Origin of the sequence: Synechococcus sp. 65AY6A5 (genome assembly GCF_002760415.1) — a bacterium.
Classification (GTDB): Bacteria; Cyanobacteriota; Cyanobacteriia; order Thermostichales; family Thermostichaceae; genus Thermostichus.
Genome location: NZ_AXUW01000001.1, coordinates 821,019 through 842,919 on the forward strand (window position 1 = coordinate 821,019; position 21,901 = coordinate 842,919).

Consider the following 21,901-nt stretch of genomic DNA (forward strand, 5'->3'; position numbering starts at 1 on the left):
CACAACCAACCCCGATGAAAGGAGAGTTTTTGCCACTCCAGGTCAGGATGGCTGCGAATGGCCACATAGTCCTGCCAAGTGGCGTCGTGCCGCTCAAGGACAGGGGGGGTGGCTGGCTTTGAGGCAAGAACCATCGCTCTTCCCTCAGGGGGTTTCCCTCAAGCCTATCATCAGCCCTCGAGAAGTCGCTCCTCCCGCTCCAGAGAAGCAGGCTAGGGCCGGCCAGAAGCCTCAAAAGGTCAGGAAACCTGCCGGGATCCCTAGACCGACAGCGGGGCTTTGCGCCAGGCCTGGGGCTGTTGGAACTTGTGCAGATCTCGGATCAGCCGCACCCAGCCGTCGGCCATCGACTCGACCAGGAGCTTGCCTTTTTCGGGCGTGGCGGCGGTGGCATCCCCCAGGACGCCGCTCCGGCTGAGGTCGCGGGTTGTCCAGGCAAACGAGATCCGCCCTTCCAGGCTGAGCAAGCTATCTTGCGGCAGATCCGAGGGGTACTCGCAGACCAAGCGGTCGGTGCGCACCGTCTCGGGCAACAGGTACATCAACATGCTGGTCTCGCCGTCTCCGGCGTGAATGCCCAATTCCTGCTCTTTTGCGGTCATCAGCTCCTGGCCTTGGTGGGGAACGCGCCAGACGGACACCGGGAAGAGCAGGAAATCTTCGTACTTCTGGTGCAGGTCGCGGGCCACAATCTGCAGCACCTCGGGCTGGCCGCCGTGGGAGTTGAGGAACACCAGCTTGCGAAACCCAGCCCGGTAAATGCTTTCGGCCACTTCGGTCAACACCGCCATCAGGGTTTGCGCCGAGAGGGTGATGGTGCCGGGGAAATGCCAGTGCTCGTTGGCCTTGCCGTAGCACTGGGTGGGCAGGACATAGGCCGGGATCTCCGGCTCTAGTTTTTCCATGGCCCGCCCGATGATTGCCGTGCCGATGCAGGCATCTACCACCAGGGGCAAATGGGGACCGTGCTGCTCGATTGAGGCCACCGGCTGGATGATGACTACGTTCTCTTTGTCGGGCATGGCCTGGATCTCCGTCCAGGTCAGGTAGGGAAAGAAACGGTGGGGCGGGATAAAGGTGTGCATCATGGCGGGATCCGGTTTCCAGGAATTTGGAGGAGCCTTGCCTGCAAGACTAGCACCATGGGCAATCTGGGATCCCCTCGCAGAACCTGAGAAGGCATCCCTTAAGATCAGGTGTAGTTGGTCTCAACTTTCCTAAGCGGAAGCCAGCCGTTCCATGACCCTGTGGCCCTGTCTGCCCGCTCAATGTGGCTCTGGTGAGGATCTCCCCATTAGGGGACGTCCTCTGCCTGCTGGGAGGACGGAAGTAGGGAGTGTCCTCACCTCACCCCGCCCCATCCTAGCCTTGCCGGGGTCGCAGGCCACCCTCTACGTGGAGCTGATTCAGGTTTCTCTTCACAATCTTGAGGCGGGATCCCCAGCTCTGCTTTGGGTGCGACCCCTGTTGCTCAAGCAGGGATCCCAAGTTTGGAACCTGCGATCCACCTCGGATTTGCTCTGGCCGGCTGCCGGCTTTGTCCCGGCCTACGCCGAGGAGGTGCTGCCGCTGCTGGAGCAGGCCGGGGATCCCCTGCCCCAGGAGGCCCGCCAGCGGCTGCAAGCCTTTTTGCAGCAGGTCTGCCAGGGCTAGGACTCCGTCCCGCTATTGCCAAGGGCCAAGCTCTGCAGAGCCGATTCCAGCCGCGCCAGCGCCTCGTCAATTTCCGCAGGCGTGACGATCAAGGGGGGCACCAAGCGCACCACCTGGGATCCCGCCGGCACCAGCAACAGCCCTCGCTCCAGGGCCGCCCTGACCACCTCAGCCGCCGGGATCCGCATCACCAGGCCCTGGATCAGGCCCCAGCCGCGCACCTCCTGCACAAGCTGCGGGAACTGCTTGGCCAAGCGAGATAGACCCTGGCGCAGATGGGCTCCTGTCTGCTGGGCATTCCAAACCAGGCTCTCGACCATCAGGGTGTGGCAGACCGCCAGGCCAACCGCACAGGCCAGGGGGTTGCCGCCGAAGGTGCTGGCGTGATCCCCCGGCTGGAACACGGCGCAAAAGTCTTTGGCCAGGAGGGCGCCAATTGGGATCCCGCCCGCCAGGCCCTTGGCCAGGGTAAACACATCCGGCTCTATCCCCAGGTTGCAGTAGCCCCAGAGCCTGCCGGTGCGGCCCAGCCCCACCTGTACCTCGTCCAACATCAGCAAGATGCCCCGCTCGCTACAGACCCGGCGCAGCCACTGAAAGTAGGCGGGATCCCCGGGCACAACCCCTCCTTCTCCCTGCAGCGGCTCCAGCAGCACGGCACACACCCGCTCGCCCCAACGCTCCAGCACTGCCGCCGTACCCTCGATATCGTTGTAGGGAACGTAGTCGAAGCCGGGCACCAGCGGGGCAAAGTCTTTTTGGTATTTCGGCTGGCCGGTAGCGGTGAGGGCAGCCAGGGTGCGTCCATGAAAGCTAGCCTGGGCGGTGAGGATCACCGGATCTTGGATCCCGCGCACCGTATGGGCATATTTGCGGGCCAGCTTGATGGCGCCTTCGTTGGCCTCTGCCCCTGAGTTGCAGAAAAAAACCTTATCGGCACAGGAGTGCTGGGTCAGCCATTGGGCCAGTTGCGCCTGGGGCCGGTTGTAGTAGAGGTTGGAAACATGGTGCAACTGTTGCGCTTGCTGAGTCAGCGCCTGGATCCAAGCGGGGTGGGCATGGCCCAGCGTGCAGGTGGCAATGCCAGCCACAAAATCCAGGTACTCGCGCCCTTCTTCGTCCCAAACCCGGCAGCCTTCCCCCCGCACCAGGGTCAAAGGATAGCGAGCGTAGGTGGACATCACATGCCGGTCGAACAGCTCGGCGGTTGTCCCGGAGCCCAAGTCGACAAGAGAAGCGCTTAGCGGCGGCATGGCAGAGGGAGAATGGACAATGTCTCGAGTGTATCACTCTGGGCGGGGGATGATATTCTGGCAAAGCCCAAGGAGAAGGGATCTACACCCATGGGGCGGCGGGGGGTAACGGTCTGGTTTACGGGGCTCAGCGGCGCGGGCAAAACCACCCTGAGCTGCGGTGTCGCCCAGCAGTTACAGGCTTTGGGGTTGCCGGTGGAAGTGCTCGATGGAGACCTGGTGCGGCAACACCTCAGCAAGGAACTGGGCTTCAGCAGGGCGGATCGGGATGAGAACGTTCGTCGCATCGGCTTTGTGGCAGAGATGCTGACCCGCCACGGGGTGATCGTGCTGGTGTCGGCCATCTCCCCCTATCGCGCCACCCGGCAGGAGGTGCGGCAGCAGATCGGCAACTTCATCGAAGTCTTTGTGGACGCCCCCCTGGAAGTTTGTGAACAGCGCGATGTGAAAGGCCTCTACCGCAAAGCGCGGGCAGGCCTCATCCGGCACTTCACCGGCATCGACGACCCCTACGAGCCGCCAGAATATCCAGAGGTGGTCTGCAAAACCGCCGAGCAAAGCATCTCTGAATGTATCGACTTGGTGATGCAAAGCCTGAGAAGCCACGGCTATCTCCAATAGGGCGCTGGGCCTGGCGGGTTTGGGATCCTTGTGGGAAGATGTGAACAAGCATTTCGTTTCTGAGAATCAAGGTAGCTATGGCAGTGACTCGTGCCGGACGAACCTTTGTGATGCGGGGCAGCAGCGAAGGGAACCCTGCCAAGTTTCTGGAAATGGCCAGCTCTCTGATCAACACCCGCACCCGCCAAGGTAGCGGCAAAAAGGTTCAAGATCGCTCCTCCTACGGCAAGGCGGGCAATCCGCAAGAGTTTATACAGATGGCCAGCGAGTTGCGCCGATCCCTGGAGCAGCGGGGGCGGTAGCTGCTCTTTTCCTCTCCTCTAGACTGTAGGATCCCCGTCCGGCTCAGCTAGCCGGACGCTTTTCTTTGTTTTGCCCTCCAGGCAGACAATTGCTGGCCTGAGGCTCCCTGGCTTTCTATTCCACCCTCCCCAACCTTGCTCCTGCGGTTTGCCGCTCACAAAAGAAGAGAGGATGTCAGGATGGGAAAAGTGCTCCTCTGAGCGCTCTTGCCGGTGGACGTAGTGAGGTGAAAAAGCATGAAAAACACGGGCTTTTGGCTGGCCGGGATCCTGGGGTTGCTCCTGGATCAGGCGAGCAAGCGCTGGGCGGTGGAGCGGCTGCTGCCGGGGCCGGAAATCGAGCTGTGGCCAGGGGTGTTTCACCTTACCTACGTGGAAAATACCGGCGCCGCTTGGAGCCTATTTGCCGATTCGGCAGAGTTCCTCAAGTGGGTCTCGCTGGGGGTAGCGGTGGCGCTGGCGCTGCTGGCGATTCGCGGCAGCAGCCTGGGCCGTTGGGAACAGGTGGGCTACGGCTTGGTCTGGGCAGGAGCGATGGGGAACGGCATCGACCGCTTTCTCAACGGCTATGTGGTGGATTTTTTCAACTTCGTCTGGATTGGCTTCCCCGTCTTTAACGTGGCGGACGTGGCCATCAACGTGGGGGTGGCCTGCTTGTTGGTTGGCCTGTGGCAGGGCAGCCCGAAAAAAACGGCGCCGAGACCCTAGGCGACCTACTTCGCCCCCGCCCACTGGCGATCCCCAGCTTCTTGCGCGGCCAACTCAGGCTGCGAGGGAGCCTCAGGATCCGGCGGAGCGCTCCACCACAACCCCACAGCTGGCCCCAATCCCAGCAAGAGCCCCAGCCCTGCTGGCGCGACAATGCCGGATCCTACGCTCATCAGCAGGGCAAAGGCAAAATTGGCTACATAGAGCAGCAGCGGCCCCAGCAACTGGCGGCGGTTCAAGACCGGCTGATCTTTCCCCCAAAGGAGGTTGGCCGCGGTCATAAAGGCAGCTCCGGTGAGCATCCAACCGCCGAAGTTTTGCAGAGGCATGCCGAAAAAGGGCCCCGGCTGGAACCACGTCCAAAAGGGGATCAGGCCGCGGGTCATGGCCGGATCCAGCACGAAGTCCCAGGCGGTGAGCAGCAGCGCCCCCAACAGGATGGCCTCGCAGTGGATCAGCCAATGGCGCCCCGCTTGCAACGCCACCCGCGCCAACAGGTAGGACGACAGCCCCACGTAAAACCAAGACAAAGGGATCGTGAAGGGAACCAGTCCGGCGATCTTGTAGCCCAGCCCGCTCAGGTAGCCGTAGTCGCCAAAAGGGATCCCGGTGCTGGTGCCCAGCAGCTCGCTGGCCAAGGAAATGCCCACCGCCGGGATCAAAAACATCAACAGGCGCCGCACCCCCAGAAGGCGGGATCCCATCAGAACTGCCGCCAGCGCCCCAGACACCATGTAGGCAACGCCGCCGTTGCCCATGCCCCAAGAGAAGGCCTGCAGACCAATGGGGGGTAAACTGGCCACCCACTCGGGATGCGGTACTACCCAAAGTAGGCCCACTAGGCCGAAGAGCAAGGAGAGAATGTGCAAGCCTAGCGCCGAAGCTTCCAACCACTGCCAGATTGACCCAGACCAAAGGAGAACACCTCGCCTGTTAAAAAACTGGAAAGGCAAGCTAACCAGAACACCAGAGGATAACAGCCAACGCATGAGAAGCTCCCGCGGGGTGGTTGGTCAGAGCCACTGCGCTTTCCCACAGCTTGGGCAGGGGCTGAGGAGAAAAGCGGGTGGCAAAAAGGAAAGTGGCACCCGAGCCAAACCGCCTGGTCTGCTCAAGGTATGCCTACTGATACTTTGCTGCCTATTGTATCAATTCGTAAACATTCTGCCTGGCTTTCCCCAGAGGCCCCCTTCCTCCGTATCCCAGGAAGTCCTGAGGGGAGTCTACGCCCAGTTGAGCCGGGCTGTGGAGCGCCGGGACTGGGCTCAGGCCCTGCGCTTGGTGGATCTTTTGCGGCAGCAGTTGCAGGATCCCGCTCAGCTTCAGAAGCTGGAAGGCTACCGGCGGCAACTAGAGAGCTATCGTCAAGTCCAAGGGGACCCGCCGCCGCCCCAGTGGCCGCTTTTGCACAAACCCTTTATCGGTGACTTCCCGGTCACCAACCTCTTCGACCACGACCTGCCTTTGGGGAAGGAAGACGGCAATGGCCGGTTTGTCAGCGGCCAGGGCCAGGTTTGGACTCCCAGTCCCCAGCACCCCTGTGGCAAAAGCGATGGCCATGCCGGCTACGACTGGGCCATGCCGGTAGGCACCCCCATCCTGGCCGCCGCCCCAGGACGGGTTACCGTAGCGCGTCCGGAGCCAGCGTTTTTCTGCCCTGCCTTGGGTCGCCCGGTCAGGGGGTTGCGGGTGCGCATCCTGCACGAAGGGGAATCCCCGGGCGGGATCCGCCTAGAAACCCTCTACGCCCACCTCAGCCAAATCCGGGTACACGAGGGGCAGAGGGTGGCAGCTGGGGAGGTGATTGGCCTGTCAGGGGAAAGCGGCTGTGCCAGCGGGCCCCATCTCCACTTTGAGGTGCGCCGCTTTGACCAAACCAATTCCGGCCAGCCCGCCCCTGTCGATCCCTACGGCTGGTTTGGGCCTGGCCTGGATCCCTGGAGCCTGCATCCCCTGGGAGCCGAAAGCCTGTTTCTCTGGCAGGTGGGCCAAGCGCCCAGCCTAGGTGCCTGCTGGCAGGCTCAACAGCTCTCTGGCCCTCCTCAATAGACTAGAGACATTTCCCGCAGCCCCGACCCCTCTCCCAGTGGGAGTCTCCCCTCACCCCCGACCCCTCTCCCAGTGGGAGAGGGGAGTTGCAAGGGACTGCTTTGTGGCAATTTGGAACGAATCCCAGCGGTCTATTGTCTCGTCGCCAATCGGAAGACTTGGGATGTTACAGATCGCGGCGGACAAAGCCATCTCCCTCCCACTGGTAGAGGGTGGCGCGCGAGTCGCGGTTGGATCCCGGCACGCTGGAGATGACCAGGAGCCCTTGGGAGCTGACCCGCAAGCTGGCATTGCTTAAATCGGTTACGCTCAGCAGCGGCACAAACCCCTCCGGCTGGTGTTCCAAGATCAAGACAGACCGCAGCAGGCTGATTCCCCCTCGCTCGGTGAGCAGTACCAGCTTGGGCTGGGCGCTGGAGGTAATGTCGGTGCGCAGGTGCGCCTCCACCAGCCGTCCGGGGATCGGCTCAGCCGCATGGAGCAGGCGAAAATCGTATCCTCCCTGATGGGCGAAGCTGAGAACGCGCACCACCGGCTCCACTGTCGGCTGCCGCTGGATTTCAAACACGGCCACCACATCCTGCCGATCGGAAGCGGTGAGGCTGGCCGCAAACAGGCGCAGGTTTTGGCCGCGATTGCCGCGGATGAACTCCCACCAGATGGATTGACGAAAGAGGGCAACTACTCCCTCGCGCGCGGTGCCTCCCTCAGAAACAGCCGGCAACAGCGGAAGCAGCGGCTGGGGGTGGGCAGAGTTAACAGCAAGGGGTAGCGCCAGAGCCAAGGCTGCTCCCCAACTTATCCGACCCCAGAAATCCAAGGGCTTTCGCATACTTCCCCACTCCTCGACCCTAAGATTTTAAGAGATTGCCCGGTTTTGCTTAAGAGACAGTTGGCAGTTCCCTCAAGCAGAATCTCTAGAAGTGGGCCAGGGCAAAAAGCGATAGCCCGCCTCTTCAACGGCAGCAACGATCTCCGGCAAAGCTTCTGCAGTATGGGGCCAGCGGTCGTGCAGCAGCAAAACCAGGGGTTGTTCAGAGGCTTTCATCACCGACAACTGGGATCGAACCCGCTGCAAAAGCTGGTCTACTGTTTGGCTGGCATAGGCATCCTCAGGACTAAGGTTCCAGTAGAGAACCTGATACCCTGCCTGTTCCAAAGCGCGACGCAAAGCAGAGTCTAAGCGAAAACCGCCCGGTGGGCGAACCACCAGTTGGGGATCCAAGCCCAACGTCTTGAGCAGTTGGGTTGTCTGATCCACCTCGGCATAGAATATCTCGTCGCTGCTATAGAGGCGTCGATAGTCGTGAGTAAACGTGTGGTTGGCTATAGTGTGGTCGTGGGTTTGAATGGCTTTGGCCAACTCTGGAAAGCGAGAAACGTGATTGCCGATGAGAAAGAAGGTGGCCGGAATCTGTAGCTGATCCAAAACCTCTAAAAGGCGAGGGGTGGACTGCGGCCAAGGTCCATCGTCAATGGTGAGAAAGGCAGAGCGAGGTGGCACTTCCAACAAAGGCCCGAGCGCCTCTTCTAAAGGCAGTTGCAAAGGCCGGCTATTTTCCAGCGGATCGAGCAAAGTGGGATCCGCTGTCCAGCCATGCTGCAAAAAGACCTCTACCTGGGCAGGTGCAGGGGTGATCAGCAGGCGCCCAGTCTGTTCGTCTCGGTTGCCCCAGCTCAGCCGGTAGGGCAGCTCCCTAGGAACCTCAACAGCGGTCGAGGGCGTAATCACCGCATAGGGAATATCGATCAAGTAATGCCCATTTACCCGCTCTTGGTAAACCCAGGCAGCAGAAGGAGCCGATAGGTAAACCAGCAGGTCTTGGGGAGGGCTGCCGCGCACAACCCGAACGCTCTCGATCGGGAGAACAGGATCGTATTCTGAGGTTAGAGTCAGCTTTAGATCAAAAAAAGACTGGGCCTCCACCGCGCAGTACTGCAGCCCCACCAATAGGAAAACCAAAAAAAAGATCGCCGCTTTCAGAGAACGCATGGGAGTTTCTCGGGGCTTCGCAACAATCATAGGGCAAAGGGCCATCCCAGCTCCCTCAAGAGGGCGGAATGAGCCCAAACTAAGAGCGCAGGCGCTCTTCCCATTGACGAGCAGGGGAGGCTCGGCGGATGTCCCGCCAAATGGCTGTGGCCGCCAGCGCTCCGTCAGCAACCGCAATCGCCACCTGATTGAGGCCTTGCTTCAAATCTCCTACCGCGAACAGCCGCGGATGGGTGGTGCGGCACCACTCGTCGGTCACGAGGTTTTCGCCCTGCCACTGCAAGTTGGGGATCCCTTTCAAATAGTCGTTGTGGTACTTGGCTCCCATGGCCACCAGGCCGGTAGTTGCCTCGATGTAGGTGCCATCCGCGAGCTCTACACCGCGCATCTGGTGGTTCTCGCCCAGAAAGCGGCGGATGGGAGATTCGTAAAGGGGATAGCCGTGCTCGGCCAGTTTTTGGCGCATTTCAGGGCCGACCGAGCAGAGGCCGTGAGTCAACACCGAGATATAAGGCGTAAACCAGTTGAGGACAAAGGCAGTGTTGATTTGAGCCTCTGAGCCGACGATTAAAACTGCCTTTTGATCCCGCATTTCGTAGCCATCGCAAATCATACAGACATGCAATGAATAGCCGGCATAGTCGTAAACATTTTGCATGTCCGGCAATTGCGGCAGATGATCGATGATGCCTGTTGCCGCGATCAAATACTTGCTGCGAAAAACGGGGTAGAGGCTGTTGACTTTTCCCACCTTGACCTTGACAGCAAAAAGGTCTCCCTCATCCTTCACATTTTCCACATAGCCCCATAGATAGTCCACCCCCAAGCTGAGGGCGTGCTCCCTTCCCTGTCGCAACAGCTCTCGTCCTGGCGTGTTTGGCGGCAGGCCCAGATAATTGCGCAGATCCTGCATCCAAAAAGATCGGCCTTTGCCTTTTTCCACCACCAGACAACTCAAGCCATAGCGAGCCAGATAGATTGCCGCCGACAGCCCCCCTGAGCCGCCACCGGCGACAATGACGTCGTAGGTTTTGTTCAAGCCAACTTCTAGGTTCTTGCTGTTTAGTTTCATAGACAGACTCCCTTTAGGTGCTTTTCAGTCTTTCCGGTTGCCCCCACCGGTCAATGAGGTATGGGTCAAGACATCAAACCTTAAAATTTTAGGAAAAAGCCAGAAAGAGTCTCCGCCTTCAGGGGCCTCGAGGTCAAGGCCGACAAGCCCAGAGAACAATCGTCTAAGATAAGAGGCAAAGCTCCCACTCAGGAGAGACGTCTTATGCCAGGCATCTTAGCGGCAATCGCCCTGATCTTCCTCGGTTACCTGTTTAACTCCGTCAAGATCATCAGCCAGGGCTATGAGGCGCTGGTAGAACGTCTGGGCCGGTTTCACCGCAAGCTAACACCCGGGCTGCACGTCATTTTTCCTCCCATCGACAGGATTGTGTTCCAGGAAACCATTCGCGAGAAGGTGTTGGACGTGCCGCCGCAGCAGTGCATCACCAGCGACAACGTTTCTTTGATGGCGGATGCGGTGGTCTATTGGCGCATTACGGATATGATCAAGGCTCGCTATGCAGTAGAGGATGTACAGCGGGCTTTGGTGAACTTGGTGCTGACGGCCCTGCGGGCCGAAATTGGCCGCATGGATCTAGATCAGACCTTCTCCTCCCGCGCCGAGATCAACGCCCGCCTTTTGACAGAACTGGACGAGGCCACCGATCCCTGGGGGATCAAGATCACCCGCGTGGAAGTTCGAGATATTCAGCCCTCCAAAACCGTGCAGGACTCGATGGAAAAGCAGATGGCTGCCGAGCGGGAGAAGCGAGCGGCCATTCTCAAATCCGAGGGGGAGCAGCAGGCCAGCATCAACCAAGCGGCGGGGGCTGCCAAGGCGCAGTTGTTGCGAGCAGAAGCTGAGAAGCGCGAGCGGCTGCTCCTAGCCGAGGGCACGGCTGAGGCCATCAAAACCATTGCCGCCACTTTGCAGGAAAACCCAGAGGCAGCCAACGCGCTGCAATACTTGATGGCGCAAAACTACATCGATATGGGTCTCAAGGTGGGCAGTAGCCCCAGCTCGAAGGTGATCTTTATGGATCCCAATTCCATCCCCGCTACCCTGCAAGGGTTGCTCTCTATGGTGGATGTGGCCAAGGGAGAACAGGGATCCCGCGCTTCCGGGGCTTCCCAAAAGTTGGGCAGCTCCACGGCTTTCCCGACCGAGGTGAACTTTCCTCAGCTCGACTAGCAGCGACAGCTATGGTAGCTTCAAGGGATACCGCTTGGCTGCTGGTGGGGCAGGTGGTGGCTGCTCATGGACTGCGGGGCTGGCTGCGGGTTAAGTGCTGGTCGGATTTTCCGGAGCGCCTTACCGAGCCAGGGCCGCGCTGGCTGCAGCGGGATAGCGATCCGGAGCCTCTGTTGCATCCTTTGATCGAGGGGCAGTTTTTTCCCGCCAAGGGCCTATACCTGGTGCGGCTGGAAGGAATTCCCGATCGGACGGCGGCAGAGGCTTGGGTGGGAGCTAAGGTGTTGGTGCCGGCTTCCCAGCGCCTGCCCCTCGAGCCGGAGGAGTACCACTACTCCGATCTCATCGGCCTGGCCGTTTACCATCAAGGGCGGCTGCTGGGGCATGTCTCGGCCATCTGGGCCGCTGGCCAAGATGTGCTGGAGATCGCCACCCCCGACAAGCGGCAGGTGTTGATCCCCTTTGTGAAGGCTCTGGTGCCGGTTGTGGATTTGGAAAAAGGTGAGCTGCAGGTGCAGCCGCCACCGGGATTGGTGGAGAGCTTTCTCGGCCAGGATCGGGCAAGAAACTGATCTCCATCCCTGCATCCCCTGCCAAAGTTTGCCCTCAGAAGCGGCTGTGTGGCCGTTTTAGCCTTTTGTGCTATTATGGGGGCAGGTTTTTGGCATTTGGATTATCTCTGGCTTCTGGCGTCAATTTCTCTGGGTTTAGGTCGGCGGGGGCCGGGATCTCTCTTCGGGATTGGAGTTACGAATGACGGAGAACTACGGTGCAGAGCAGATCCAAGTTTTGGAAGGCTTGGAGGCTGTGCGCAGGCGGCCTGGCATGTACATTGGCTCCACTGGGCCGAAGGGATTGCACCACCTGGTGTACGAGGTGGTGGACAACTCCGTCGATGAAGCTCTGGCTGGCTACTGCAACGAAATTGAGGTTACTCTCCACCCCGATGGCTCGGTATCGGTGCTGGACAATGGCCGCGGCATCCCGGTAGACATCCACCCCAAGACCGGGCAGTCGGCGCTGGTGACGGTCATGACTGTGTTGCACGCTGGCGGCAAATTCGGCGGCGGCGGCTACAAGGTCTCCGGGGGGCTGCACGGCGTTGGGGTATCGGTGGTGAATGCCCTCTCCGAGTGGTTGGAGGCCAGAGTCTGGCGGGAGGGCAAGGTTTACTTCCAGCGCTTCGAGCGAGGGGCGGTGGTGGGATCCCTTCAGTCCGAGCCGCAGCCTGCCGGTGCCCAGCGGCGGGGCACGGAGGTGCGCTTTAAGCCGGATGAGCTCATCTTCCCGGAGCGGGAGTTTGACTACAGCCTGTTGGCGGCCCGCTTGCGCGAGCTGGCCTACCTCAATGCCGGCTTGAAAATCATCTTCAGCGATCTGCGGCGGGATCCGCCTCACCGCGAAGTCTATCAATTTGCCGGCGGCATTAAGGAATATGTGGCCTTCATCAACCACGAAAAAACCCCCATCCACCCCGATATTATCTATGTGCGCGGGGAGCGGGATGGCGTCGAGGTAGAAGCGGCATTGCAGTGGTGCGCGGATGTCTACACCGATACCTTGATTGGCTTTGCCAACAACATCCGCACCACTGAGGGGGGCACCCACTTGGAGGGATTGAAGACCGCCCTTACCCTCACCATCAACAGCCAAGCCCGCAAGCTCAACAAACTCAAGGACTCCGACAGCAACCTGGCGGGAGAAAATGTGCGGGAGGGGCTGACCGCCATCCTTGCAGTCAAGGTGCCCAACCCTGAGTTTGAGGGGCAGACCAAAACCAAGCTGGGCAACACCGAGGTGCGGGGCATTGTCCAGACCCTTGTCTCGGAAGCCCTTACAGAATACCTAGAGTTCAACCCCAACGTGGCCAGGGGGATCGTCGAGAAGGCCATCCAGTCCTTCAACGCGGCCGAGGCGGCCCGTCGGGCCCGGGAGCTGGTGCGCCGTAAGTCTGCCCTGGAATCTTCCACCCTGCCGGGGAAACTGGCCGACTGCAGTTGCCGGGATCCGGCGGAGTCGGAGGTGTACTTGGTGGAGGGCGACTCGGCAGGGGGCAGCGCCAAGCAGGGACGGGATCGCCAGTTTCAGGCGGTGCTGCCTTTGCGGGGCAAGATCCTCAACATCGAGAAGGCGGATCCCGCCAAGATCTACAAAAACGCCGAGATTCAGGCCATGATCACAGCGCTGGGCCTGGGGGTCAAGGGCGAGGAGTTCGATCCCAGCCAACTGCGCTACCACCGCATCATCCTCATGACCGACGCCGACGTGGACGGCAGCCACATCCGCACCCTGCTGCTCACCTTCTTTTACCGCTATCAGAAGGCGCTTTTGGAGCAGGGCTACGTCTACATTGCCTGTCCGCCGCTTTACAAGATCGAGTGGGGCCGCAACAACGTGCGCTACTGCTACAACGAGGCCGAGAAAGAGCAAGTCCTGCGCAGCCTGCCGGCCAACACCAAGTACACCATCCAGCGCTTCAAGGGCTTGGGGGAAATGATGCCGGAGCAGCTTTGGGAAACCACCATGAACCCGGCAACGCGCGTCCTCAAGCAGATCACCATCGAAGACGCAGCCGAAGCCGATCGCATTTTCACCATCCTGATGGGGGATGCCGTCGGGCCGCGTCGGGAGTTCATCGAGGCCCACAGTGCCCAGTTGGATCTGGCGGCTCTGGATATTTGACGGGGGAGATGTGGTAGCTGCCATCGGCCTGCACCCAGGCAATCTCCGGGATCCGGCAGCGGCGGGCGTAGGCCTCGATTTCTTCGGGGGAGCGGTCCAGCAATTCCAGCTCCACCGCCTCTGACTCGCGCCAGCGGGCGGCCAAGGCCAGCGCCGCCGGGATCCCTGCCGGCACCAGTGGCACCACCAACCGCTTGCACCCCGTTGCCTCGTCCTGGGGAGTGGGGGGCAAAAGCCGCAGCAGGGTATCCGGCAGGAGGGTAAAGCCGATCCCTGGCTGCTCCAGTTGCTGTGGGCTATAGAGGGCATAGAGCCGGTCGTAGCGCCCGCCTAAGGCGATGATTTCTCCCCCCACCACTGCTTGGAAGACAATGCCGGTGTAGTAGGCCAAGGTTTGCAGCAAGCTCAGATCCAACACCACCCGCACTTGCTGGGCTTCCAGAATCTGGCACAACTGCCGCAGATCTCGCAGCCGCTCCGGCGACACAGGAAGCTGGGCCAGCTGAGGTAGAACCTGTTCCGGCTGGCCACGCAATCCCAGAATCTGCAGGCCAATCTGGCGGGCCGCCTCTGGCAGCGGAGCCGCTTCTAGGTAAACGTAGTCAAGCTGGGCAATGGCACGGCGCACCGCCGCCTGGGCCTTGGGAGTAACAGAGTTAAGCAGGCTCTCAGTCAGGCTCACATCTCCCAACAGCAATGTCCAGTTGCTGAGGCCAACAGCGCGCACGCAATCGGCTAAAAGCAGCAAGATCTCAGCGTCGGCTAGCCATCCGCCCGCGCCGATGAGCTCCACCCCTGACTGGAAAAACTCCTGGCTGCTGTAGGAGCCCTCCTCCCGCCGGCTATTGCGGAACACGTTGCCGTGGTAGTAAAGCCGCAGCGGCAGGGGCCCGCTGGCCAGACGCGTGGCTGCTGCCCGCACGATGGAAGCGGTGAATTCCGGGCGCAACCCCAGCATTGTCCCTTCCCCGTCCCGCAACTGCAGCACTGCCTCGGCGCGGATGGATCCCCCAGCCAGTAGCGTCTCTAGCGGTTCCAGGGTGGGCGTGATGATACGTTGGTAGCCGTAACGGCGAAAAACCTGGGTTAGCTGCGCCTCTAGCCTTTCCCGCCGCTGGACTTCCCGCGGCAAAAAGTCGCGGGCGCCAGTGGGAGGGCGCAGGGAACTGGTTTCCCAAAGCAAATCTGCACCGCCAGGACGATCGTCCACAGGCAAACTCCCACAGCCTGTCCTGCCGCATCCTAGCACTGGGGTAGAGGAGATCAAGTCTTCCGCCACGGAAAGCCAGGCCACGTCCAGAGGGGATCGGTGGAGCGCACCCGGTGCATCCCCGCGGCGGCAAAGCGGGCAAAGGCCGCCTCCGCCTGCTCGCTAAAATCGACTACGCCGGGGATCACCACCGGCGAGGTGCAATCTTCCAGAAGGTAAATCTTCTTGGCCAGGGCGGGATCCCTGGACTGGATCTCCTGCAGCAGGTCGCTTACCGTCCAGGCGACGCAGTGGCTTTTGGCTTGGCCAGCCACGATCAGGGCATCGAATTCCAGTAGGTGGCCGATAAGGGATTCATTTTTCTCGTCGATGGGATCCCCTTCCGGGCCGGTCAAGACTTCCGGGCTGAGGGCGGAGTAGTTTTCCGTCAGGGGGTTGGCCCCCTTGAGCTGCAAGCTGGGCTGGCTGCAGCGGGCAATGGTGTGGAAGAAGATCGCTTCCTCCACCGCCGGCACCAGGGCATGGCCAATCCCACCTAGCATGGAATGGTAGGGCCAGACAATGAGAGGATATTTCCCCCCTTTCTCCAATTGCTCGGCATAGTGGAGGGCGTAGACCTGCAGCCGCGTCAGATCCCCTTGGGTGAGGTTGGCGGCCACCGCGGGGTTGACCCGCCAGCGCCCGGAGCGGATCTCGGCGGCAGAAATGGCTGTAGCTGGCTCGGGATGGGATCCCTGGGCGTCCACCCAGAAGATGGGGTGGAAGATCTGCATGGCGGTGTGGGTGTCCAGGGTAGCCACGATCTGGGTGATGTGGGCGAGGTGGCGGTAGATAAATTGACACAGACGCCGGTTATCCTCCACCGCCCCCAGGCCGCTAGAACCACCCACAAACAGCTCAAAGCCAGGAATGCAGAAGGTATTTTGCACATCGATGAGCAACAAGCCTACCCGCACCTGGTCGGATTCTGCCGATGGGATGCGGTGCTCTTGGGCCCACTGCTCCGCCTCTAGGGCCCGCTGTTGGTAGGGCACCCGCCAAATCTCCCCCACCCGCTCGGGATCAAAATGAACAGGCAAGGGAAGTGTCGGCGGAGCTTGAGTCGTTACTCCCTGGACAGTGGTGTTCATGGCTTTTTAGAGTGCAGTCAAGCTCTTATCGCTGGGGCCACCTCGCCGGGATCCCTGGCAGGCCAAACCTGTTACCATAGTAGCTCCAACTTTGGCAAGGACTTCTTTGCCCGCTCCCCTAGCTTTTCAGCGGCTTGTCCCTTGAGGTTTCCATGGTGAATTCAGACTTCTCCTCCCTGCAGCCCCAGGACTACGGCCTGTTGACGGATCTCTACCAGTTCACAATGGCTGCCTGCTATGTGGGGGAGGGGCTGGAGAATCAGCCGGCGGCCTTTGAGCTGTTTGTGCGGCGCTTGCCTAGCGACTATGGCTACCTCATCGCCATGGGGCTGGCCCAAGCGGTGGAATACCTGCAGCAGTTGCACTTTCCGCCGCAAGCCTTGCAGGCGCTGCGGGAGACGGGCATTTTTGCCGAGGCACCGCAACGCTTCTGGGAGCTGCTGGCTAGCTGCCGCTTCGAGGGGGATGTGTGGGCAGTGCCGGAAGGAACGGCCGTTTTCGCCAACGAGCCGCTGCTGCGGGTAGAGGCTCCTCTGTGGCAGGCGCAACTGGTGGAAACCTACTTGCTGACCACCTTCAACTACCAAACCCTGATTGCCACCAAGGCGGCCCGCATGCGGGATGCTGCCGGGGATGAGGCCATTTTGTTGGAGTTCGGCACGCGGCGAGCCTTTAGCCCCCAGGCGGGCCTGTGGGCAGCGCGGGCAGCGCTGGCGGCGGGGTTCAACGCCACCTCCAACGTCTTGGCAGCTCTCAAGCTGGGGCGCAAGCCGGCAGGCACGATGGCCCATTCTCTGGTGATGGCCATTGCCGCCCTCTCCGGCGATGAGACCCGCGCTTTTCAAGCCTTCCGGCGCTACTTTCCCCAGGCGGTTCTGCTCATCGATACCTACGATCCCATCCAGGGAGCGCGCACAGCGGCCCAGCTCTTTGCAGCCACCCATCCGGATCAACTGGGATCCCAAGGCGAGATCGGCGGCGTGCGCATCGACTCCGGGGACCTGGAGGCCCTCTCCCACCAGGTCAAGGCCATCCTGCCCCAGGGGGCGCCGGTCTTTGTCAGCGGCGATTTGGACGAGTACGAGATCGAACGGCTGCACCGCTCCCAAGCCCCTATCAGCGGCTATGGAGTGGGGACGCGGCTGGTGACCGGCGAGGGCGTGAACGGAGTGTACAAATTGGTGGAGATTAACGGGATCCCAGTGGCCAAGGCCTCCTTTGCCAAAGCCACCCTGCCGGGGCGCAAGCAGATCTTCCGCGGTCCCACAGGGGACTTGCTCGGCCAGGCCGACGAGAGCCCGCCCCCTGGCTACCAGCCGCTGCTGCGCCCGATCCTGCGCAAGGGTGTGCTGTTGGAGCCCCTGCCGGATCTGGAGGCGATTGCCCGCACCAGCCGTGCCTCGGTCCTGCGCCTGCCCCAGGCAGTGCGGCAACTGCGCCAGCCGGCTCCCTGGCCTATGGCCCTGACCCCTGCCCTGCAGCAGGTTAAGGATCGTCACCTGGGCTCTTCCTAAGCAAGCAGAACCCCAGAGAAGGGGTTCCCGCTGCTCTATAATATTCTGGCTTTGGGGTTTCAGCTTTGCGAGTTTGTGCTTGGCAAGGCGCTGAAGTCCCCGCTCTGGCTGAAGTCTTACAAGTGCTTGTTTTCGCCTCCAGCTCTATGACCCAACGTGCCTTAATTACCGGCATCACCGGCCAGGATGGCTCTTACCTGGCCGAGCTGCTGTTGCAAAAAAACTATGAAGTCCACGGCATTGTCCGCCGCGCCAGCACCTTCAATACCGACCGCATCGACCACATCTATGTGGATGCCCACGATCCCAACGCCCGGCTGTTTCTCCACTATGGGGATCTCACCGATGGCACCACCCTGCGCAAGATCCTGGAACAGGTGCAGCCGACGGAGGTGTATAACCTGGGGGCCCAATCCCACGTGCGGGTCAGCTTTGAGGCGCCAGAATACACCGTCGATGCGGTGGCTATGGGCACCCTACGCCTCCTGGAGGCCATCCGCGACTACCAGCAGCGCACGGGGATCCGGGTGAAGTTTTACCAGGCGGGATCCTCGGAGATGTTCGGCCTGGTGCAGGAGATCCCGCAAAAGGAGACCACCCCCTTCTACCCCCGCAGCCCCTACGCCTGCGCCAAGGTGTACGCCTACTGGCAAACAGTCAACTACCGCGAAGCCTACAACCTCTTTGCCTGCAACGGCATTTTGTTCAACCACGAGAGCCCACGGCGAGGAGAAACCTTTGTTACCCGCAAGATCACCCGCGCCGTCAGCCGCATCGTGGCCGGCAAGCAGGACAAGCTCTACCTGGGCAACCTGGATGCCAAGCGGGACTGGGGCTACGCCAAGGACTACGTCGAGGGGATGTGGATGATGCTGCAACAACCCCAGCCGGACGACTACGTGCTGGCTACTGGCGAAACCCACAGCGTGCGGGAGTTTGCCGAACGCGCTTTTGCTTTGGTGGGCATGCCCATTACCTGGCGGGGATCCGGACTGGAAGAACAGGGACTCTACAAAGATCGCGTGCTGATCGAGATCGATCCCCGCTACTACCGCCCCACGGAGGTGGATCTGCTCTTGGGGGACGCCTCCAAGGCCAAGCGGGTACTGGGGTGGCAGCCCAAGGTGACCTTTGCCCAACTGGTGGAGCTGATGGTGCTGGCGGATCTGGAGGCCATCGGCTTGGACCCGGATCCCATCCTGGGGGAGCGGCGCACCCTCAACGGCCTGCTGAGCGAGGATCGCGCCTTCATCCGCACCCAACTGGGGGTTCGCTACGACTAATGGCACCGCTCCCCAAAGTCAGCTAAAAAACGGCTCTCACCCCTTGCTTAAAGGCCGGGCTAAGACCTTAATATAGGAGATCGCCAATTCTTTTGGCGCACGGCCAATGTTTTCGCCTGTGCTCTTCTGCTGAGTATCTTTGCCGATTTCGGAGAAACGCCCGCATGTCCCGCTACACAGGTCCCCGCCTCAAGATCATTCGTCGCTTCGGGGGACTTGATCTGCCCGGTTTGACGCGCAAGCGCCCCAAAAATACCAATCCACCTGGTATGCACGGGGCCGAGCGCAAGAAAAAATCCGAGTATGCCATCCGCCTAGAAGAGAAGCAGAAGGTGCGCCTCAACTACGGGGTGAGCGAGCGCCAGATGCTCCGCTACATGCGCAAGGCGCGGCGCTCCAAGGGATCCACCGGGCTAGCCTTGCTGCAGATGCTGGAGATGCGGCTGGATTGCATCGTCTTTCGCCTCGGCATGGCTCCAACCATTCCGGCGGCTCGGCAGTTGGTAAGCCACGGCCACATCGAAGTCAACGGCCGCAAAGTCACCATCCCCAGCTATGGCTGCAAAGTTGGGGATGTGATCACGGTAAGGAACAAGGAGTCTTCTCGCAAATTGGTGGCCGCCTACGCTGAGTATCCGGGGCTGTTCCTGCCCGATTACCTGGAATTTGACAAAGAGAAGCTGCGCGGGCGTATCAAAGAACTGCCTCCCCGAGAGCAGATCTGCGCACCAGTGAACGAGCTGCTGGTTGTCGAGTTCTATTCCCGTAAACTCTAGGCCTCTCTTTTGCCGTCATTGCGGATCGTGAGGAAACCTCAGGGGCTAAGCCCAGAGGGGGCGATTTTTCTCAGTTCGTCGCGTTTCTTCTGCTGGCGCCAGCGGTACTTGGCACCATGGCTATTTCGAAACGTTTCTCCACATCCTTATTACTACGCAACGCTGTCGCGAACGAGCTGCCCTAGCTCCCCTCTCCCAGAGGGAGAGGGGTTGGGGGTGAGGGAGAAAGAACCGAGCAGAGATCAAAGCCTGCCGACGGCCCGCTGCAGTTGTACCAGGGCGCGGTTGTAGGCGATTACAGCATTGGAGAGGTTGCCACGGACGGTGGTGAGGGCAGTTTCGGCGTTGATCACCTCTGTTTGCGTGCCCACCCCGGCCTGAAGGCGCAGCCGCGCCAGGCGCAGGCTCTCCTCTGCCGAGGCAATCGCTACCTTGGCTGAGTCGATCTGTTCGCGGCTGGAGCTGAGCGTGAGGAAAGCCTCTTCCACACTGCGCCGGATTTCGTTACGGCTGCCGATGAAATTGTTCACGGCCACCTGCCCGTCGATCTCGGCTTGGCGAGCCTGGGCGGCCGCCTTACCCCCGTCCAGCCAAGTCAAACTGAAATTGGCGCCGACCGAGTAGCCGATATCGAAGCTGTCGCGGCTGGCCTTGAAATCGTTAACCGCATCGAGGGTGGCGAACAAACCAATCTGGGGACCGTTGCTGGCTTGCGCCAGGCGCACACGAGCTTGGGCTTGTTCCAACTCTCGGCGTTGGCGCTCCAGCTCTTGCCTTTGGGCAAAAGCGGCAACAATAGTCTCTTCTAGGCTCAGGTCCCACTCTCCCACAGGCTCGATGGGATCCCTGGCCAGCACATCAGTGGGACTGGGAAAGTTCAGCAGCTCGGCCAGGCGGCGGCGGCTCAGTTGTTGGGTGTTTTGGGCCACCAGTAGGGTTTGTCGATTGTTGGCCAATTCGGTCTCCGCCTGGAGAATCTCGAAGCGGGTACCCACCCCAGCCCGCTCTCGGGCTTGGGCATCCCGCAGGGTGGCTTCAGAACTTGCAACGGCAGCCTGGCTGATGGCCACTCGGGCATCGGCGCTCTGCAGATCGTAGTAGGCGTTGGCCACAGCTTGTTTCACTGTCTGCAGGGTTTGCTCCAGTTGCAGTTGGGCGACGCGCAGAGCTTCTTGGGCCAGTCTTAGGTTTTGTTCTCTGATCCCGTTGTCGAAAGCGGTGTAGTCCACCCGCACCACGCTAGCTGAGAGAGTGTGAACTTCGCGGCTTGGCCTGCCACCAGGCGAGGGAGGTTCGCTGTATTGGTAACTGGCTCGAGTGGAGAGGGTGGGGGCAAAAGCTGCCTGCGCCAGGGCAACCCCAGCCTCAGCCCGTTCTACAGCCAGCCTTGCCTGCTGCACCGCTGGGTTTTGGGCAACAGCAATCTCCAGGGCTTCTTGTAAGGACAAGCCCTCCGTCCGCTCGATGCGCACCTCCAAAGGGGATTGAGGCACCACCAGTTCTTCGGCCCTAGCAGCCCCCTGCGAGACCGGGGCAGGAGTGGCAGGGCGGGCCTCGGGCGGGATCGACAGGGTGGGAGGCAGGTTGGGGGTGCGGATGGCTCGGCTATCTGGGAGAACTAAGGCGGCAGGATCAGGCGCTTTCGTTTCTTGGGCAAAGGCAGGCACAGCCCAGAGCAGGCTGAACAGGAGGCCGCAGGGGGCAAACCGGCTAAGGGACGACCGGGATCCCGCCGAGCTTGGCTGTCGTTGAGGACGTCGAAGCTGGCCCCTGGCTAGATGCTGCATCGCCATCGCGTTATCACTCTCAACATCACCTCTAGCAGTATCGCAAAGGAAGGGACGAAGATAAGACGGTTTTCCACAGGCTTGATTGCCGCTCTGTTTGGGCCGGTGGCAGGAAGCCGAACCTTCAGACAGCCCGCAGGAAAATCTTCTGCGCCATCAGGGCCCCTCTTTACCAGCCCCAACAGGTCTCGAGACACAAAAGGATAGCTTGGTAGCCCCGCACTTGAGTGCGCGCCGGAAAAGCCCGCTAGCGACTTTGGTCGCTTACCCATGATGGGGGTCGTTGATATAGTTTCATAGCTCAAACAACCTCTTCCTGACTTCTCCTACCAAGACCTTTTTCCTTCTCTTTGGCCAAAAAATGAGATAAACAACCGCTAGCCCCACACCATGGTTGTAGTGATTGTACCGTTGACTTTCCTCTCGCATTATCGCTTGCCCATGTCAGACTGCGGTTGTCATGCCGCTTGCCAACAATGATGGAGTACGGCTGTCAGCAGGTTCGAGTCAGGAACAGGAAGCTAGTCCCCCTACCAAAGTACTTGTGTCAACAGTCTAATAAGGTGTACAACTGTGCTTTGTACTATGCGAGACAAGTCTATTTCAAAACGAAGCGATGGGCAAGCTATGGTGAGCTTTGCGCTGAGATGGCGAGAACCCGCACTTCATCGCGATGTATGTTTCCGCCGTACAAC

The 21,901-nt window shown here is 60.6% G+C and carries 20 protein-coding genes and 1 pseudogene; 11 read left to right on the top strand and 10 right to left on the bottom strand.

What is annotated here, in order from left to right; all coding sequences use genetic code 11:
- Nucleotides 1–260: 260 nt before the first annotated feature.
- The gene (locus tag SYN65AY6A5_RS03840) at nucleotides 261–1,088 is read right to left on the bottom strand and encodes a creatininase family protein (protein WP_228375212.1); all 828 of its coding nucleotides are present in this window, start codon (nucleotides 1,086–1,088) and stop codon (nucleotides 261–263) included.
- 151 nt (nucleotides 1,089–1,239) lie between these two features.
- On the opposite strand from SYN65AY6A5_RS03840, the gene SYN65AY6A5_RS03845 reads away from it, so the two are divergent.
- Nucleotides 1,240–1,653 (top strand): hypothetical protein, encoded by a 414-nt coding sequence (locus SYN65AY6A5_RS03845; RefSeq protein ID WP_011430380.1) that lies wholly within the window; start codon nucleotides 1,240–1,242, stop codon nucleotides 1,651–1,653.
- Here the strand turns inward: SYN65AY6A5_RS03845 and SYN65AY6A5_RS03850 are convergent.
- The gene (locus SYN65AY6A5_RS03850) at nucleotides 1,650–2,906 is read right to left on the bottom strand and encodes an aspartate aminotransferase family protein (protein WP_099812087.1); all 1,257 of its coding nucleotides are present in this window, start codon (nucleotides 2,904–2,906) and stop codon (nucleotides 1,650–1,652) included. The genes SYN65AY6A5_RS03845 and SYN65AY6A5_RS03850 overlap by 4 nt on opposite strands.
- A gap of 90 nt (nucleotides 2,907–2,996) precedes the next feature.
- On the opposite strand from SYN65AY6A5_RS03850, the gene cysC reads away from it, so the two are divergent.
- From cysC to lspA, 3 genes are all read left to right on the top strand, one after another.
- Nucleotides 2,997–3,527: an adenylyl-sulfate kinase gene (cysC, locus tag SYN65AY6A5_RS03855; RefSeq protein WP_011430378.1), complete on the top strand. Its 531-nt coding sequence runs from the start codon at nucleotides 2,997–2,999 to the stop codon at nucleotides 3,525–3,527.
- Nucleotides 3,528–3,604: 77 nt separating this feature from the next.
- Entirely contained in the window at nucleotides 3,605–3,829 is a 225-nt protein-coding gene (locus tag SYN65AY6A5_RS03860) for a hypothetical protein (RefSeq protein WP_011430377.1), read from the top strand.
- 237 nt (nucleotides 3,830–4,066) lie between these two features.
- Nucleotides 4,067–4,537, top strand: coding sequence for a signal peptidase II (gene lspA, locus SYN65AY6A5_RS03865; protein ID WP_011430376.1), 471 nt, complete (start codon nucleotides 4,067–4,069; stop codon nucleotides 4,535–4,537).
- 5 nt (nucleotides 4,538–4,542) lie between these two features.
- On the opposite strand, the gene SYN65AY6A5_RS03870 is transcribed toward lspA, so the two are convergent.
- The gene (locus tag SYN65AY6A5_RS03870; RefSeq protein WP_099884495.1) at nucleotides 4,543–5,427 is read right to left on the bottom strand and encodes a carotenoid biosynthesis protein; all 885 of its coding nucleotides are present in this window, start codon (nucleotides 5,425–5,427) and stop codon (nucleotides 4,543–4,545) included.
- A gap of 343 nt (nucleotides 5,428–5,770) precedes the next feature.
- Between SYN65AY6A5_RS03870 and SYN65AY6A5_RS03875 the strand changes: the two genes are divergently transcribed.
- Complete coding sequence (locus tag SYN65AY6A5_RS03875) at nucleotides 5,771–6,586, top strand: M23 family metallopeptidase (protein ID WP_240530976.1); 816 nt, start codon at nucleotides 5,771–5,773, stop codon at nucleotides 6,584–6,586.
- Between the two features lie 166 nt (nucleotides 6,587–6,752).
- Here SYN65AY6A5_RS03875 and SYN65AY6A5_RS03880 read toward each other — a convergent pair whose 3' ends face one another.
- The 3 genes from SYN65AY6A5_RS03880 to SYN65AY6A5_RS03890 form a co-directional block, all read right to left on the bottom strand.
- Nucleotides 6,753–7,370, bottom strand: a complete 618-nt coding sequence (locus SYN65AY6A5_RS03880; protein ID WP_228375208.1) for a hypothetical protein — start codon at nucleotides 7,368–7,370, stop codon at nucleotides 6,753–6,755.
- Nucleotides 7,371–7,490: 120 nt separating this feature from the next.
- Nucleotides 7,491–8,579 (bottom strand): polysaccharide deacetylase family protein, encoded by a 1,089-nt coding sequence (locus SYN65AY6A5_RS03885; protein WP_099813177.1) that lies wholly within the window; start codon nucleotides 8,577–8,579, stop codon nucleotides 7,491–7,493.
- 79 nt (nucleotides 8,580–8,658) lie between these two features.
- Nucleotides 8,659–9,651, bottom strand: a complete 993-nt coding sequence (locus SYN65AY6A5_RS03890) for an NAD(P)/FAD-dependent oxidoreductase (protein ID WP_099883940.1) — start codon at nucleotides 9,649–9,651, stop codon at nucleotides 8,659–8,661.
- A 204-nt stretch (nucleotides 9,652–9,855) separates the two neighbouring features.
- On the opposite strand from SYN65AY6A5_RS03890, the gene SYN65AY6A5_RS03895 reads away from it, so the two are divergent.
- From SYN65AY6A5_RS03895 to gyrB, 3 genes are all read left to right on the top strand, one after another.
- Complete coding sequence (locus tag SYN65AY6A5_RS03895; protein WP_011430369.1) at nucleotides 9,856–10,824, top strand: SPFH domain-containing protein; 969 nt, start codon at nucleotides 9,856–9,858, stop codon at nucleotides 10,822–10,824.
- Nucleotides 10,825–10,835: 11 nt separating this feature from the next.
- The gene (gene rimM, locus SYN65AY6A5_RS03900; RefSeq protein WP_011430368.1) at nucleotides 10,836–11,396 is read left to right on the top strand and encodes a ribosome maturation factor RimM; all 561 of its coding nucleotides are present in this window, start codon (nucleotides 10,836–10,838) and stop codon (nucleotides 11,394–11,396) included.
- Nucleotides 11,397–11,577: 181 nt separating this feature from the next.
- The gene (gene gyrB / locus SYN65AY6A5_RS03905) at nucleotides 11,578–13,506 is read left to right on the top strand and encodes a DNA topoisomerase (ATP-hydrolyzing) subunit B (RefSeq protein ID WP_011430367.1); all 1,929 of its coding nucleotides are present in this window, start codon (nucleotides 11,578–11,580) and stop codon (nucleotides 13,504–13,506) included.
- On the opposite strand, the gene SYN65AY6A5_RS03910 is transcribed toward gyrB, so the two are convergent.
- Both SYN65AY6A5_RS03910 and SYN65AY6A5_RS03915 read right to left on the bottom strand, forming a co-directional pair.
- Nucleotides 13,457–14,716, bottom strand: a complete 1,260-nt coding sequence (locus tag SYN65AY6A5_RS03910; protein WP_228375206.1) for an ATP phosphoribosyltransferase regulatory subunit — start codon at nucleotides 14,714–14,716, stop codon at nucleotides 13,457–13,459. The genes gyrB and SYN65AY6A5_RS03910 overlap by 50 nt on opposite strands.
- Before the next feature lie 53 nt (nucleotides 14,717–14,769).
- On the bottom strand, nucleotides 14,770–15,846 hold the full coding sequence (locus tag SYN65AY6A5_RS03915) for an isochorismatase (RefSeq protein ID WP_099812090.1): 1,077 nt from the start codon (nucleotides 15,844–15,846) through the stop codon (nucleotides 14,770–14,772).
- A gap of 152 nt (nucleotides 15,847–15,998) precedes the next feature.
- Between SYN65AY6A5_RS03915 and SYN65AY6A5_RS03920 the strand changes: the two genes are divergently transcribed.
- The 3 genes from SYN65AY6A5_RS03920 (at nucleotide 15,999) to rpsD (ending at nucleotide 19,419) form a co-directional block, all read left to right on the top strand.
- Entirely contained in the window at nucleotides 15,999–17,360 is a 1,362-nt protein-coding gene (locus tag SYN65AY6A5_RS03920) for a nicotinate phosphoribosyltransferase (RefSeq protein WP_011430364.1), read from the top strand.
- Nucleotides 17,361–17,506: 146 nt separating this feature from the next.
- Complete coding sequence (gene gmd, locus SYN65AY6A5_RS03925) at nucleotides 17,507–18,643, top strand: GDP-mannose 4,6-dehydratase (RefSeq protein ID WP_011430363.1); 1,137 nt, start codon at nucleotides 17,507–17,509, stop codon at nucleotides 18,641–18,643.
- Nucleotides 18,644–18,807: 164 nt separating this feature from the next.
- Nucleotides 18,808–19,419 (top strand): 30S ribosomal protein S4, encoded by a 612-nt coding sequence (gene rpsD, locus SYN65AY6A5_RS03930; RefSeq protein ID WP_011430362.1) that lies wholly within the window; start codon nucleotides 18,808–18,810, stop codon nucleotides 19,417–19,419.
- 242 nt (nucleotides 19,420–19,661) lie between these two features.
- On the opposite strand, the gene SYN65AY6A5_RS03935 is transcribed toward rpsD, so the two are convergent.
- Both SYN65AY6A5_RS03935 and SYN65AY6A5_RS03940 read right to left on the bottom strand, forming a co-directional pair.
- A complete protein-coding gene (locus SYN65AY6A5_RS03935; protein WP_099812091.1) occupies nucleotides 19,662–21,212 on the bottom strand; it encodes a TolC family protein in 1,551 nt (516 codons plus the stop codon).
- 291 nt (nucleotides 21,213–21,503) lie between these two features.
- A pseudogene (locus SYN65AY6A5_RS03940) lies at nucleotides 21,504–21,635 on the bottom strand (IS200/IS605 family transposase); the annotation flags it as partial.
- Nucleotides 21,636–21,901: the final 266 nt, after the last annotated feature.

What these genes read in the sequence shown, in the direction of transcription:
- SYN65AY6A5_RS03885 (WP_099813177.1), bottom strand. Translation starts at nt 8,579, where the DNA reads ATGCGTTCTCTGAAAGCGGCGATCTTTTTTTTGGTTTTCCTATTGGTG.
- SYN65AY6A5_RS03920 (WP_011430364.1), top strand. Translation starts at nt 15,999, where the DNA reads ATGGTGAATTCAGACTTCTCCTCCCTGCAGCCCCAGGACTACGGCCTG.
- lspA (WP_011430376.1), top strand. Translation starts at nt 4,067, where the DNA reads ATGAAAAACACGGGCTTTTGGCTGGCCGGGATCCTGGGGTTGCTCCTG.
- SYN65AY6A5_RS03935 (WP_099812091.1), bottom strand. Translation starts at nt 21,212, where the DNA reads ATGGCGATGCAGCATCTAGCCAGGGGCCAGCTTCGACGTCCTCAACGA.
- SYN65AY6A5_RS03845 (WP_011430380.1), top strand. Translation starts at nt 1,240, where the DNA reads ATGACCCTGTGGCCCTGTCTGCCCGCTCAATGTGGCTCTGGTGAGGAT.
- rimM (WP_011430368.1), top strand. Translation starts at nt 10,836, where the DNA reads ATGGTAGCTTCAAGGGATACCGCTTGGCTGCTGGTGGGGCAGGTGGTG.
- SYN65AY6A5_RS03850 (WP_099812087.1), bottom strand. Translation starts at nt 2,906, where the DNA reads ATGCCGCCGCTAAGCGCTTCTCTTGTCGACTTGGGCTCCGGGACAACC.
- SYN65AY6A5_RS03840 (WP_228375212.1), bottom strand. Translation starts at nt 1,088, where the DNA reads ATGATGCACACCTTTATCCCGCCCCACCGTTTCTTTCCCTACCTGACC.
- cysC (WP_011430378.1), top strand. Translation starts at nt 2,997, where the DNA reads ATGGGGCGGCGGGGGGTAACGGTCTGGTTTACGGGGCTCAGCGGCGCG.
- SYN65AY6A5_RS03890 (WP_099883940.1), bottom strand. Translation starts at nt 9,651, where the DNA reads ATGAAACTAAACAGCAAGAACCTAGAAGTTGGCTTGAACAAAACCTAC.
- gmd (WP_011430363.1), top strand. Translation starts at nt 17,507, where the DNA reads ATGACCCAACGTGCCTTAATTACCGGCATCACCGGCCAGGATGGCTCT.
- gyrB (WP_011430367.1), top strand. Translation starts at nt 11,578, where the DNA reads ATGACGGAGAACTACGGTGCAGAGCAGATCCAAGTTTTGGAAGGCTTG.
- SYN65AY6A5_RS03915 (WP_099812090.1), bottom strand. Translation starts at nt 15,846, where the DNA reads ATGAACACCACTGTCCAGGGAGTAACGACTCAAGCTCCGCCGACACTT.
- SYN65AY6A5_RS03860 (WP_011430377.1), top strand. Translation starts at nt 3,605, where the DNA reads ATGGCAGTGACTCGTGCCGGACGAACCTTTGTGATGCGGGGCAGCAGC.
- SYN65AY6A5_RS03895 (WP_011430369.1), top strand. Translation starts at nt 9,856, where the DNA reads ATGCCAGGCATCTTAGCGGCAATCGCCCTGATCTTCCTCGGTTACCTG.
- rpsD (WP_011430362.1), top strand. Translation starts at nt 18,808, where the DNA reads ATGTCCCGCTACACAGGTCCCCGCCTCAAGATCATTCGTCGCTTCGGG.